Here is a 13,463-nt window from a genome sequence, read left to right on the forward strand (position 1 = left end):
TCAGGGCTGGAGCAGCACCTTGATGGCGCGGCGTTCGTCCATGGCGCGATATGCCTCGGCCACGTCGTCGAGCGGCATCACGGTGTCGAAGACCTGGCCCGGGTCGATGGTGCCGTTGAACACCAGGTCGATCAGGTGCGGCAGAAACCGGCGTACTGGTGCCAGGCCTCCGTTGACGCCGACCTGGCTGCGGAACAGTTTGGTGCCGTCGATGGTGACCCCGTGCGGCACCCCGACGAAGCCGACGGTGGCGCCCGGGCGCGCCGAGGCGATCGCCTGATCCATGGCATCGGCGGTCCCGACGCATTCCAGCACGGCGTCGGCCCCGACACCTTCGGTCATGTCCTTGATCTTGGCGACGCCCTCGTCGCCGCGTTCCTCGACGATGTCGGTGGCGCCGAACTCGCGGGCCAGCCGTTGCCGCGGGGCGTGCCGGCTCATGGCGATCACCCGTTCCGCACCCAGCTGCCGGGCCGCGATGATCCCGCACAACCCGACCGCGCCGTCACCGACGACCGCCACGGTCATGCCCGGCGCGACCCGCGCGGCGTCGGCGGCGAACCAGCCGGTGCCCATCACATCGGAGGACGCCAGCAGGCTGGGGATCAGGTCGGCCGAGGGTTGCTCGGGAGTGGCGACCAGGCTGCCGTCGGCCCACGGCACCCGCACCGCCTCGGCCTGACAGCCGATCATCGGTTTGGCGTTCAGGCAGTAGGTCTGAAAACCGTTGCGGCAGTTGGGACAGGTGCCATCGGAGGAGAAGAACGAGCCGATCACGAAGTCGCCCGGCTTGACGGTGGTGACAGCGTCACCGACCGCCTCGACGACCCCGCAGTACTCATGGCCGAACGGTCTGGGCTTCGGGGTCTCGTTGATGCCGCGATAGTTCCACAGGTCCGACCCGCACACGCAGGAGGCGGCGTTGCGCACGATCGCGTCCGTGGGCTCGACGATCGTCGGTTCCGGTAGTTGCTCCAGACGGACGTCGCCCTTTCCGTACATGACCGCTCCGCGCATAACCTTGTCTCCCTTACTTGTTCGATTACTTACCGTCGATGTAACGCCATGCGCCGCCGGGGTCCCGGTCGAACCGGCTGCGCTCGTGCAGGATGTGGCGCTTACCGTCGTGTTCGTACTGGGCGCGGAATTCCACCACGCCGGTGTCGTCGTCGGTGCCGCCCGCGTCGGTGTCGACGATCTGCAGTCTGCGCCACACGATGCCGTCGTCGAGGTCCAAACGCTTCGGCCGGGTCTTCGGATGCCAGGTGGCCATCAGGTAGTCGGCGTCTGCGAGGGCGAATGCGCTGAAGCGGGATCGCATCAGTGCCAGCGCCGTGGCGGCAGTGCGTTCACCGCGGTGCAGTGCGCCGCAGCAATGCCCGTACTTCTCACCGGATCCGCACGGGCATGCCTGTTGCATCGGCCGATTATCCCAAGCCGTGGCGCACCGGTGCCACTGCTGCGGCGATCCGATCCAGCAGGGATTCGATCTGCGCGGGATGCCGTACCTGCTCGGGAACCCAGGCCAGCGCGATTTCCGCCGGCGGCCAAGTGCTTTCGTCGATGGGAATGAGGTCGAACTCCGGCGGCGAGAATATCCTTCCGATCGCCGACGCCGGGGCATAGCTGACCACGGCGACCAGGTGACGGTTGAACACCTGGGTCGCCATCTCCAATTCGCCGCCGAGTTGGCTCGTGGTGCGCACGATGCGGGTGACGCCGCGGGCATTGAGCCGACGCGTCAGGCCGGCCAGCACGACGGGATTCGGCCGGGCGAAGTCGATCACCACGTCGCGGTCGTGCAACTCCTCGATGCCGATCATCTCTCGACCCGCCAGGGGATCGTCGAAGCGTACTGCCACGGCACCCTGATAGGTGGCGACGATCCTGTGCCGCAGTCGCCGGTCCGCCGACGGCAGGTGGATCAGCCCCAGGTCGATATGCCCGGAGACCAGTTTCGCGGTCACCTCAGCGGCAGACCCCGGCACGCTGAACTCGGTCGGTTCCGGCTGCCGGGCGACCGCGGTCTCCACCTGGGCGAGGAAATCCGACGGGGCATACGCCGTGGCCCCGACGCGAATGGGTGTGGTGCCCTTGGTGATTCGTTCGGCCGTGTCCTTGAGTTCGTCGACCTGGCGCAGGATGTCGCGGGCTGGGCCCAGCAGTTGCGCGCCAAGCGTCGTCAGCCGCACCTCGTGGTAGGTGCGCTCGAACAGGTCGCCGCCAAGCTCCTTCTCCAGCAGTTTGATCTGCTTGCTCAGCGGCGGCGGGGTGATCATCAGCCGGTCGGCGGCGCGCTTGAAATGCAGTTCCTCGGCGACGGCCACGAAATACCGCAGGCGGGTGAAGTCGATCTCCATTGCCGCTACGCCCGCCGATCCGTTGGTGCTGTGATGCCCCGAATCCTACGAGACCTTGGGCCCGTCAACGCTCGGCGCGATCTCCAGTACGCCTGCGGCGAGGAGATCGTCGATCTGTGGGTCCGACAGGCCCAGCAATTGCGCCGCGATCTGGCGGGTCTGCTCACCCAGCAGCGGCGCCTGGCCGAGCGGCGGATCGGCGACCCGCTCGGCATGGATCTGCGCATTCTCCATGGTGAACGGTTCCGCGCCGTGTGGATGGAGTTCCTCGCGAAACGCACGGCGCTGCACGTAGTAGTCCCACTGCGGCACGCCGGCGGCGTGCAGCACGGCACCTGCCGGGACCCCGGCGGCCTGAAGTCGTTGCATCGCTTCTCTCGGGCACCGCGCCGTGGTCCACGCGCGCACCGCGTCCTCGATCCGGCCGCGATGCCGGTCGCGCCCGGCCCGGTCGGCCAGCTCGGGGTCGGCGTGCAGGTCGGGGCGCTCGATGGTCGCGCACAGCGCCGCCCAGTCGGCGTCATCACGCACCGTGACCGCCACCCACGCGTCGGCCCCGGCGGCGGGGAACAGGCCCCACGGCGCGTCGTGCTGCGGCCGGTCCGAACACCGGTGCCCGCGCTGCTGCAGTACGTCGGCCGCGATGTCGGCGTCCAGATGGCTGAGCATGACCTCGGACTGGGCCACGCTCACCGAGCCACCGGTGCCGGTGCGTTCCCGGCGCAGCAGCAGCGCCAGAGCGGCCAGCGTGCCGATGCGGGCGCAGACGTGGTCGGGGTAGACGGTGACGGTGTCGCAGAACGTGTCGGGATCGTCCAGGTACACCCACGCGGCGGTGAACCCGGCCGCGGCACGCACCAGGGGCCCGTAGCCCAGCCGCTTCGCCCACGGCCCCGTCGGGCCGAACGCCGAGCTGTCCACCACGACGATGCCCGGGTTGACGGTGCGCAGCGTCGCGTGGTCCATGCCGAGCGCCTCGGCCACACCGGGTTTGAAGTTCGTCAGCACCACGTCGGCTTGGGCCACCAGCCGGTGCGCCAGCTCGCGGCCGGGCTGCGAGCGCAGGTCGACCCCGATCGAGCGCTTGTTGCGGTGCCCGGCAGCGAAGCCCTGGGTCATGTACTTCAGGTTGCCGCGCAGCCCATCCGGGTAGGCCGAGTTCTCGATCTTGACGACGTCGGCGCCCAGGTCACCGAACAGCCGACCGGTGTCGCTGCCGACCACGATCACCCCGAGGTCCAGCACCCGCAGCCCTTCCAGCGGTAGCCCCTCGTCGCGCCGCGGCCGGCCGGACAGCACCGGGGCGGATGCGGGCCGTGCGGCACGGTCGGCGGGGCTGTTGAGCGCGCAGGCTCGCACGCCGTCGATCTCGGCGATACCCACCGGAATCGGGGCGATCACCCCGGGGGCGAGCTCGGTGTCCCGCAGGAAGCCGCGCTCGCGGACCTGTTCGGTGGCCAGCGCTTCATCGAGGGTCAGCACCGCCGCGGTCGGCACACCGTGGCGCTGGCCGGCGATCTCCAGCTCGGCACGGGTCTTGTCGGCGCAGAAGGATTCGATGGCCGTGAGCAGCGTGGGCGAGGCGAACCGCTCGCGCAGGCCGTCGAACCGCGGATCAGCGAATTCCGTTGGGCGGCCCATCCATTCGAACATGCCGCGCCACTGGCGTTTGGCCAGCAGACAGAACCGGACGTGCCCGTCCTTGCACGCGACGATCGGATAGCGCTGGCGTTCGGCATTCCAGTCCCGGCGCTGGGCACTGATCGGCACCCCGACCGACGCCGTCCCCGCGGTGCCGAACGGTGGGTCGAGGGCCGCCATGGCTCCGTCGAGAATCGAGAAGTCGATGAGATCGCCCTGGCCCGTGCGCAACCGGTCCAGGAACACGCTGAGCACCATCACCGCGGCCTGCGCGGCCGCGACCTGGTACGGCAGCCGATCACCGGGCGGGACCAAAGGTTCCCGTCCCGGGATTCCCGAACGCGACAGCTCACTGGTCAGGGCATGCAGCACCGGGGTGCTCGCCTGCCAGTGGCTGAAATCTGTGTCGCGGCCGAAGTCGCTGAGCGACAGGATGACGCATGCCGGATGCTCGGTGTGGATCCGGTGCACACCCAATGCCGCTTCGGCAGCCGACCCCGGCCGGGTGTCCTCGATGAGAACGTCGGCGTCGGTGAGCAGCTGCGCCCAGCGGCGTCGGCCGTCGGGTGTGGTCGGGTCGATGACGACCGGGCTCATGCCGTGGCGGTCGATGGCCGTCCCGAGCCACACCCCGCCGACCTGCGGTCCGACGGTGGCCTGTTCGGTCACCCCGCGCAGGTCGACCGGGCTCACGTCGGCACCCAGATCGGCCAGCAGTCGACCGACGGCTGTCATCGGACCGGTCGACAGGTCGAGGACACGGACGCCGGACAGCGGCGGGTCATATCCCATGGCGCTCAGCTCCGCCGGGCCTGACGGAACGGGATGTCCCGGTCGACCTCGGGCTCCTTCGGCAGTCCCAGCACGCGTTCGCCGATGATGTTGCGCTGGATCTGGTCGGTGCCGCCACCGATCGAGGTGAAGTAGGCGTTGAGCGTCAGGAAGTTGACGTCGTCGGCCTCCGGATTGTCAGGGCCCGCCAAAAGCGCTTGCGCCCCGATGATCTCGGTTTTCAGCTTGGCCTCGGCGTGCAGGATGCGCGACATGGCGAGCTTGCCCAGCGACATGATCGAGCTCGACGTGCCCTGCGCTGCCGCCGCCTTGGCACGAGCGTTGTTGAGCGCGTTGAGTTCCCGCAGCGACAGCACGGTCGCCAGTTCGTCGCGGATCACCGGATCGTCGAGGCGGCGATGCTCGCGGGCCAGTTCGACGAGATCGTCGGCGCGGGTGCGGTTGCGTGACGCACGGCCCCTGTCGCCCATGATGGAGCGTTCGTAGGCCAGTGCGGTCTGCAGCACCCGCCAGCCATTGCCCTCGCCACCGATCAGATGCGTGGCGGGCACCGACGCGTCGGTGATGAACACCTCATTGAAGTGGGATTCGCCGGTGATCTGCACCAGCGGCCGCACCTCGATGCCGGGTTGGCGCATGGGCATGATGAAGAAGCTCAGCCCCTTGTGCTTGGGCACGTCCCAGTCGGTGCGGGCGATCAGCAGGCCGTAATCGGCGGTTTTGGCTCCTGACGTCCACACCTTCTGGCCGTTGACAACCCAGCGGTCGCCGTCGCGCACCGCGGTGGTGCGCACCCCGGCCAGGTCCGAACCCGCGCCGGGTTCGCTGTAGAGCAGGCACATGCGGCTGCGTTCGGTCAGGAAGTCGCGCAGCAGAGTGCTTTTCAGGTCGTCGCTGCCGAACGTCAGCACGGTGTTGGCGGGGATGTTGTACTTGTCCTGCCGCGCCCCCGGAGCCTTGACGGCCCGGAACTCCTGCTCGATGACGGCGGCCAGGGCGTTGGGGTAGCCACGGCCGAACCATTCGGTCGGGTAGGTGGGTGCCGCGTAGCCTGCGTCGAGCACGCGTTCCAGCCACGCGATGTGTTCGGGCGGGCTCACCCACGGATCGGGGGATTTCGGCAGCCCGCGCCAATTGGCGGCCAGCCAGTCGCGGACCTCGGCACGCAGCTGCTCTGGGGTGGGGACCGTCATGTCAGGCGCCTTTCGAAGCGAGGTACCGGTCGCGGTGCAGCCGCGGGCCGCCGAGCAGGGGGACACCCGTGCGGGCCCGGCGCAGATACAGGTGCGCGGGGTGCTCCCAGGTGAAGCCGATACCGCCGTGCATCTGGATGGCCTGCATCGCGGTGTGCCGGTAGGCCTCCGCACACGTGAAGCCGGCGAGTGCGATTGCACCCGCGGCGTTTTCGCTGCCCGCGGCGTGCTGGGTGGCCGCGTGCTGGGCGGCGGAGGTGGCCGATTCCACGTCGAGCAGCAGGTCGGCGGCCATGTGTTTGAGTGCTTGGAAACTGCCGATGGGACGGCCGAACTGGATGCGCGTCTTGAGATAGTCGACGGTGATGTCGAAGATGCGCCGCGCCCCGCCGACCTGCTCGCCGGCCAGCGCGATCGTGGCGAGGTCGAGTGCCTGTTGCACGGCATCCCATCCCGCGGTGCCGAGCCGCTGCGCCGGCGTGTGGTCGAACGTGTATGTCGAGAGTGGCACCGTCGGGTCGAAAACCGTTGCCGCGGTGCGGGTGAACCCGTCAGCATCCGGCTGCACCTCGAAAATGCCGGGGCCGTCGGCGGTTTCGGCGATCACCAGGATGAGGTCGGCGATCTGGCCGAACACGACGTAGTGTGCGCTGCCGGTCAGGGTGCCGTCGGCGCGTACGTCGACGCCGTCGGGTGTCCAGGTGCCCCGGCTGCCGGTCACCGCCGCGGTGCCGATGCTCGTGCCGTCGGCCAGGTGGGGCAGCAGACGGCGCTTGTCCTCTTCGGTGCCCGCCGCGGCGATCAGCGCGGTCGTCAGCACCGCGCTGGACACAAACGGCGCGGGCAGCAGTGCGGCGCCGGTCTCCTCGGCGACTGCCTCGACGTCGAGCGCACCGAGCCCCACCCCGCCGTACGCCGGCTCGATGACCATGCCGGCCACGCCCTGCTCGGCGAGGCGTCGCCACAGGTCGCGGTCGAAGCCGTCGGCCGAGGCCATCACGCGGCGCACGTCGGCCTCGGTGCATCGACTGTGCAGCAGGTCGCGGACCGCGGCGCGCAACTCCGCGCGCTCGGCAACGCTGATCGTCATGCCGGAACCTCTCTGTCGGTGTCGATGTCCATGCAACCGTGCCTGCCCCGTGGTGTAAATCACGCATCGCGACACCGGCAGGTTTCCGTTCCGAACATGCCCCGGTGAGCGGGTCGGTCGTTTACAAGCGTGGACGGCACGGGCGAAAGTGGGGTGGCAGCGAGCGAGGAGCATCCATGACTGACATCACGCAGGCCATCGCGGGACTCGGCATCACCGAACAGGGCAAGGTGTACGGCCGGTCCGCGCGTCAGTTCGCGGCGCAGGCGGTCCGATTGGCGGCTGCCGACGCCGGTCTGCAGCTCTCCGACATCGACGGTCTCATCGTGTCGGGCGGCATCAAGGCCGGTGTCGGCATCGATCTGCAGGGTGCTCTCGGCCTGGTGGATCTCAAACTGCTCACGGCCATGCAGGGATTCGGGTCGACCGCGGGCCAGATGGTCCAGTACGCGTCGATGGCGGTGCAATCGGGCATGGCCGACACCATCGCGGTGGTGTGGGCCGACAATCCGCTCAAGGAATCCTCCAGCGCCTCCGCCGCTTATGTCGCAGCCCGGTCGGTACCCCGAGGCTGGGGCGGTATCACCGCCTCCAACGGCATCACGTCGCCGACCACCATGTACGCGCTGGCGGCCCGCAGACACATGAAGAAGTACGGCACCAAGTCCGATCACCTGGGCCATATCGCGGTTGCGCAACGAGATTGGGCGCAACTCAATCCGGGCGCACACTTCTACGGCACCCCGCTGACGCTGCCGGAGTACCACGCCAGCCGCTACATCGCCGAGCCGTTCCACCTGTACGACTGCTGTCTGGTGAGCAATGGCGGTGTGGCGATCATCGTCACGTCGCTGGACCGGGCCCGGGCGCTGCGGCAGCCGCCGGTACGGGTGCTTGGCTGGGCACAAGCCCACCCGGGCCGTACCGGGGTGCGCAACGACGACTTCGGATTGGTCAGCGGCGCAGCCCAATCCGGTCCCCGCGCGCTGGCCATGGCCGACACCACGCTCGACGAGATCGGTGTCGCGCAGATCTACGACTGCTACACGTTCACCGCGCTGGTCACACTGGAGGACTACGGCTTCTTCCCGAAGGGGGAGGGCGGCCCGGCGATGGCCGAGCCGGGGATGATCGGGCCCACCGGCAAACTCAAGTTCAACACCGGCGGTGGCGAACTGAGCGCCTTCTACATGTGGGGCATGACCCCGCTGCACGAGGCCGTGGTCCAGGCCCGCGGCCAGGGCGGGCCGCGCCAGGTCGCCGACCACGACCGGGTGCTGGTATCCGGCAACGGCGGCATCCTCGATTACCACTCGACGCTGGTCCTCGGCACGGACAACTAGAAGGGACTTCCCATGCCTGCGTTCGCCATTGCGCGCGACGATGCGACTGCCGCGTTCCTCGACGCCACCAAGCGCGGCGAATTCCTGATCGTCAGGGACACCCACACCGGCGAGCTGCTCTCACCGCAGTTCGACGTGACCATCGAGCCGGGCCGCTACGAGTACGTGCCCGCCGCCGGTACCGGAACGGTGGTCAGCTGGGCCGTGGTGCATCAGCGCGGGGCCGGCCGGCTGCCGGTCGGCATCGTCGAACTCGACGAGGGCCCGTGGTGGTGGACCTCGTTCCCCGAGGCTGATCCGGACGCCGATCTTTACGGCGCGCGTGTCACCGTCGCGTTCGAGCTGCTCGGTGATGGCGAAGCGGCAGAAGCGATTCCGTACTTCCGCGTGGTGTGAGACTCACCCCAGATCGCCACCGGCCACGGGCAGCACCGTTCCGGTGATGTAGGACGCCTCGTCGGAGGCCAGGAAGCAGATCGCAGCGGCCTGCTCATCGAGGGTTCCGTACCGGTGCAGAAGTGACGAGCCGAGGGTCTGCTCGATGTGGGCGTCGAACCAGGCCTGTTCGGTGTCGTTGACGGGAACCGGTGTGCCGCGGGAGATCCGGCGCGGGGGAGCCTGGGTACCGCCGGGCGCGGTCGCGACGACGCGGATACCGGCGTCGGCGTACTCCATGGCCAGCGATGCGGTGATGGCGTTGATCCCGCCCTTGGCGGCCGAGTAGGGGATGCGGTGGATGCCCCGGGTGGCCGCGGAGGACACGTTCACGATCGTGCCCGCACCGCGGGATACCATGCCCGGCAGCACCGCGCGGCAGGCGTACAGCGTGGTCATCAGCGAGCGGTCGACCTCGGCGCGGATCTCGGCCTCGGTGAACTCGGTGAACGGCTTGAAGTTGATGGCCCCGCCGACATTGTTGATCAGCACGTCGACCCGCCCGAACGACGAAAGTGCCTGCTGGGCCAGCGATTCAGCGCCCTGAAAATGCTCGAGGTCGACGGTCACCGCCACGGCGGTCAGTTCGTCGGCCAGTTCCTTGACCAGCTCCGAGCGGTCGGCGAGCACCAGCATGCCGCCTTCGGCGCCGATCCGGCGCGCGGTCTGCTCACCGATGCCCTGTGCGGCGCCGGTGACCACCACCACCTTCCCGGCGAACCGTCCAGGTGTGATGAACTTCGGTTGCTTCGCCGCCCTGGACGTTTCGGCATCGGCCATGGCGCGGCGCATGGTCTGCTTGGATCTGTCGGCGTGTGCGACGATGAGGGCCCGGGCGGCGTCGCGGTCGCCCGCCTCGAACGCGGTGACGATGTCCACGTGGTCCTGCGCGCACAGCGGGTGACACCAGGTGGCGTTGCGCAGCACCTCGCCCATGCGGCCCTTGACGCCGAGGGCCTGATAGGCGTGCAGCAGATGCTCGTTGCCGGTCAGACTGAAGAGGTAGTCGTGGAATGCGGCGTTGGTCTCGGTGTACTGGGCGGCGTCGACGAAATGGTCGCCGTCCACGTACGGCACGGTGGCGTCGGCGAGCAGCCGGTAGCCCGCCAGTTGCCTGCTGGACAGCCGGCCCAGGGTGAGTTCGAGCGCACCGAGTTCCAGGGCCTGCCTGGCCTCGAACAGCGCATCGGACTCGTGTACCTCGGGATGCTCCTCGCCGATCTGGTAACCGTCGTCGGTGACGGGTGCTGTTGGTGCGGAGTGGGTTTCGCGGGTCGCGAAGATCTCCTGTCCGGCGATGCCACGGGCGCCGCACGCGATGAGCGTGCCGGGGTCGGGCATGATGAGTTGTCCGGGCGGATTCTGCGACGAAACCCACTGTCCGGCAAGTATTTCGGCCGCAGGGAGCATGGTCTGGCCGGTGACGGCGCGGGCGTCGGGAGCGGTCTGCAGGATCTCGGTGGCGGCGCTCGCGGACACCGGCGGCATGTCTCGGGCCGGCGTGGGCTTCTCGCCGTGTGCGAGGGCGAACTTCTCGTAGAAGAATCCGCTCACGTCGATCCCGAATCCGGTGATGTGTCCGCGCACCGAGTCGACCATCGCCGGTGGCCCGCACAGGTATACCGCGACGTCGCCATGGTATAGCTGCTCAGGACGCATCAGCGTCATCACCCGGCCCTTGTTGGCTGCGGTGCTGGCCGGGTCGGACACGCAGTGCTCCCAGGTGAAACCCGGTAACCTGTCCGCGATTTCGGCCAGGCTGGCGGTCTCGACCACATCGATGTCGGATTTGACGCCGTAGATCAGGTGGATCTTGCGGTGGCTGCCCGCGGCGGCCAAGGTGCGCAGCATCGACAGGATCGGTGCCAGTCCGGTGCCACCGGCCAGCATCAGCACCGGCCGGTCCGCCTCCCGCAGGAAGAACGATCCGTGCGGGCCGCTGAACGTGATCTCGTCGCCGACGGCGGCACGCCGGCCCAGATAGTCCGACATCAGGCCGCCCGGGCTGAGTTTCACCAGGAACGTCAGGCGATTGTCGTGCGGGGCGTTGGCGAACGAATATGAGCGCGTTTCGCCGCTGCCCGGGACGGTGATGTTGACGTACTGCCCCGGCAGGAACGCCAACTCGCTGCGGTTCGGGATGTCGATCGAGAAGCGGATGGTGCTGTCGGACAACCGGTCAAGGGCCACCAATGTGCCGGTGTAGTGCGCGGCCTGGGTCTTGGCCACATCGGAGGTGCTGGCGATCTGCAGCACCAGGTCCGAGGTCGGCTTCATGCAGCAGGGCAGCACATAGCCGGCGGCGGCCTCGTCGTCGGAGAGGGCGTCGGAGATGTAGCTGCCACCGTCGTAGCTGCCGGATTCGCACAGCGCCTTGCAGGTGCCGCAGGCCCCGTCGCGGCAGTCCAGCGGGATGTTGATGCGCTGCCGGTAGGACGCGTCGGCAACGGTCTGGTCGTCGCGGCAGGTGATGAACCGCGTGACGCCGTCCTCGAAAGCCAGGGCCACGGAATGTATTGAGCTCATGGCGATCCTAGAAGTGGTAGACGTCCACCACGTGGTGGATGTAGTCGTTCTTGAGCACGACGGTCTTGCGCCGGATCAACGGCTGCGCACCGGAGAAGTCGATGGTGTAGAAGGAGGTCCCGTAGTACGGGTCGACCGTCTTGTAGCGGAAATACATGGTGTGCCAGTTGAATCGGACGTCCACCAGATCGCCGCGGCGTTCGATGACTTCGACGTTGCTGATGTTGTGACTCGTGCGCGGTTCGGGCAGCGACGTCGCCGACGACCGCTCGGTGCGGATCCGGAACACCCGGTCGGCCAGGCCGCCCTTGTTGGCGTAGTAGATGAGCGAGATGTCCCGTTGCGGATCGGTCACCAGCTGATCGTCATCGGTCCACGACGGCATCCAGTAGACGACGTCGTCGGCGTAGCAGTCCAGCCACTTCTCGAATTCACGGTCGTCGAGGTAGCGGGCCTCGCGGTAAAGAAACTGTTCGATTGCGTTCTGGGTGATGAGTTTTGCGGCCTGCTCGGTGCTGGTCATGTCACTTCCCGCTTTCCTGCGCCACGGCCGCCCGCATGGTCTGCAGCCAATACCCGTGCTGGACGGGGTAGAGGCCCTCGTCCTCGTTCTTGACCCCCGCCGACACCACACCGTGCATGCCCAGCGACTCCGCGAGCGGGTCGGGGCCGGAAAGCCAGTGCTGCGCACCGCGACTCATGTCGTTCCACGGTGCGGCGGTCGCGCGGAAGGTCAACTGGCAAGACCGGAACTCCTCCAGATCGTCCGGGGTGGCCATGCCGGAGGCGTTGAAGAAGTCCTCGTACTGCCGGATCCGCTGGGCCCGGGCGGTGTCGCTCTCGCCTTTCGGGGCGATGCAGTAGATGGTGACCTCGGTCTTGTCCGGCGCGATGGGGCGGAAATGCCGGATCTGCGTCGAAAACTGGTCCATCAGATACAGATTCGGGTAAAGGCAGAGATTGCGTGAGCCCTTCACCATGAACTCGCCCTTGGCCTCGCCGTGCTGCGCCTTGAGCTGCGCGAGCTGATCCCACAGTGGGCGATCCTGCGGGTTGGCCGCCCACGTCCACAGGCACAGGTGCCCGTGCGGGAACGACCAGTAGCCACCACCGGACTTGCCCCACCCTCCGGCGTCGAGCACCTTGGCCTCGTTGGCGGATTCGCCGGTGCCTCGCCTGCTGGTGGTGGCGGCGTAGTTCCAGTGCGTCGCGGTGACGTGATAGCCGTCGGCACCGTTCTCCGCCTGCACTTTCCAGTTGCCGTCGTAGGTGTAGGTCGACGATCCGCGCAGTACCTCAAGACCGTCGGGGGACTGATCGACGAGCATGTCGATCACCGCCGTCGCGTCGCCGAGATGCTCGGTCAGGGGCAGCACATCAGGGTTGAGGCTGCCGAACAGAAAGCCCCGGTAGCTGTCGAATTTCGGCACTGCCGTCATGTTGTGCGAGCCGCCCGAGTCGAAGGTGTCCGGGTAGCCGGCGCCCTCGGGATCCTTGACCTTCAGCAGAGATCCGTCGTTGCGGAACGTCCACCCGTGGAACGGGCATGTCAGTGTCATCCTGTTGTCGGTCTTGCGCCGGCAGATCATCGCGCCGCGGTGCGCGCAGGCATTGATGAGACAGTGCAGTTCGCCGTTGCGGTCGCGGGTGATGACCACGGGCTGGCGGCCGATGTAGGTGGTGAAGTAGTCGCCGGGGCGGGGCAGCTGGCTCTCATGCGCCAGATAGATCCAGTTGCCTTCGAAGATGTGCTTCATCTCCAGTTCGAAGATGTCTTCGTCGGTGAAGATGCGGCGGTTGGTGCGGAACAGACCAGCGGCCGGATCGTCGATGACGGCGTCGGCCAACACGGCCTCGACGCGGTGCAGATGCTCGGTGGTCGGTGCGCTCATGGATGCCCTCCAGCAGATCGGATATTGGCACCTTCCCACCGCGTGGTACCCGTCACACCAGGCCTATTGCTAGTCCTGGCCTGGGGCGTGATTGATCAATGCTCACGATCAATCGCGCGAAACTGTGTCCTTGTCATGTATGGATCGCGCTCTTAGCCTGGGATTCAGTGTCGCCCGTCACAGGCGGCGGC

General features: G+C 67.8%; 11 protein-coding genes. 2 read left to right on the forward strand and 9 right to left on the reverse strand.

What is annotated here, in order from left to right; genetic code table 11:
* Genes RMCB_RS29775 through RMCB_RS29800 form a run of 6 tightly spaced genes read right to left on the reverse strand, consistent with a single transcriptional unit; the run spans position 1 to position 7,076 of the window.
* On the reverse strand, positions 1 to 1,017 hold the full coding sequence (locus RMCB_RS29775; protein ID WP_062831615.1) for a zinc-dependent alcohol dehydrogenase family protein: 1,017 nt from the start codon (positions 1,015 to 1,017) through the stop codon (positions 1 to 3).
* Between the two features lie 25 nt (positions 1,018 to 1,042).
* A complete protein-coding gene (locus tag RMCB_RS29780; protein ID WP_062831616.1) occupies positions 1,043 to 1,420 on the reverse strand; it encodes a YchJ family protein in 378 nt (125 codons plus the stop codon).
* Between the two features lie 7 nt (positions 1,421 to 1,427).
* Complete coding sequence (locus tag RMCB_RS29785) at positions 1,428 to 2,360, reverse strand: LysR family transcriptional regulator (RefSeq protein ID WP_062831617.1); 933 nt, start codon at positions 2,358 to 2,360, stop codon at positions 1,428 to 1,430.
* A 45-nt stretch (positions 2,361 to 2,405) separates the two neighbouring features.
* Positions 2,406 to 4,793: a CaiB/BaiF CoA-transferase family protein gene (locus RMCB_RS29790; protein ID WP_062831618.1), complete on the reverse strand. Its 2,388-nt coding sequence runs from the start codon at positions 4,791 to 4,793 to the stop codon at positions 2,406 to 2,408.
* A 5-nt stretch (positions 4,794 to 4,798) separates the two neighbouring features.
* Entirely contained in the window at positions 4,799 to 5,986 is a 1,188-nt protein-coding gene (locus RMCB_RS29795) for an acyl-CoA dehydrogenase family protein (protein WP_062831619.1), read from the reverse strand.
* Between the two features lies 1 nt (position 5,987).
* Positions 5,988 to 7,076 (reverse strand): acyl-CoA dehydrogenase family protein, encoded by a 1,089-nt coding sequence (locus RMCB_RS29800; RefSeq protein ID WP_062831620.1) that lies wholly within the window; start codon positions 7,074 to 7,076, stop codon positions 5,988 to 5,990.
* Positions 7,077 to 7,252: 176 nt separating this feature from the next.
* Here RMCB_RS29800 and RMCB_RS29805 point away from each other — a divergent pair, with 176 nt between their 5' ends.
* Positions 7,253 to 8,419, forward strand: a complete 1,167-nt coding sequence (locus RMCB_RS29805) for a thiolase family protein (RefSeq protein ID WP_062831621.1) — start codon at positions 7,253 to 7,255, stop codon at positions 8,417 to 8,419.
* A 12-nt stretch (positions 8,420 to 8,431) separates the two neighbouring features.
* Positions 8,432 to 8,815 (forward strand): Zn-ribbon domain-containing OB-fold protein, encoded by a 384-nt coding sequence (locus RMCB_RS29810; RefSeq protein WP_062831622.1) that lies wholly within the window; start codon positions 8,432 to 8,434, stop codon positions 8,813 to 8,815.
* Between the two features lie 3 nt (positions 8,816 to 8,818).
* Here RMCB_RS29810 and benC read toward each other — a convergent pair whose 3' ends face one another.
* From benC to benA, 3 genes are read right to left on the reverse strand one after another with little or no spacing between them, the layout of a single operon-like run.
* Positions 8,819 to 11,380 carry a benzoate 1,2-dioxygenase electron transfer component BenC gene (gene benC / locus RMCB_RS29815; RefSeq protein ID WP_062831623.1) on the reverse strand — a complete coding sequence of 854 codons (2,562 nt, stop codon included), beginning with the start codon at positions 11,378 to 11,380 and terminating at the stop codon, positions 8,819 to 8,821.
* Positions 11,381 to 11,387: 7 nt separating this feature from the next.
* Complete coding sequence (benB, locus tag RMCB_RS29820) at positions 11,388 to 11,903, reverse strand: benzoate 1,2-dioxygenase small subunit (protein ID WP_029373624.1); 516 nt, start codon at positions 11,901 to 11,903, stop codon at positions 11,388 to 11,390.
* Between the two features lies 1 nt (position 11,904).
* Entirely contained in the window at positions 11,905 to 13,272 is a 1,368-nt protein-coding gene (gene benA, locus RMCB_RS29825) for a benzoate 1,2-dioxygenase large subunit (RefSeq protein ID WP_062831624.1), read from the reverse strand.
* Between the last annotated feature and the right edge of the window lie 191 nt (positions 13,273 to 13,463).

This window comes from Mycolicibacterium brisbanense (assembly GCF_001570425.1).
Taxonomy (GTDB): Bacteria; Actinomycetota; Actinomycetes; order Mycobacteriales; family Mycobacteriaceae; genus Mycobacterium; species Mycobacterium brisbanense.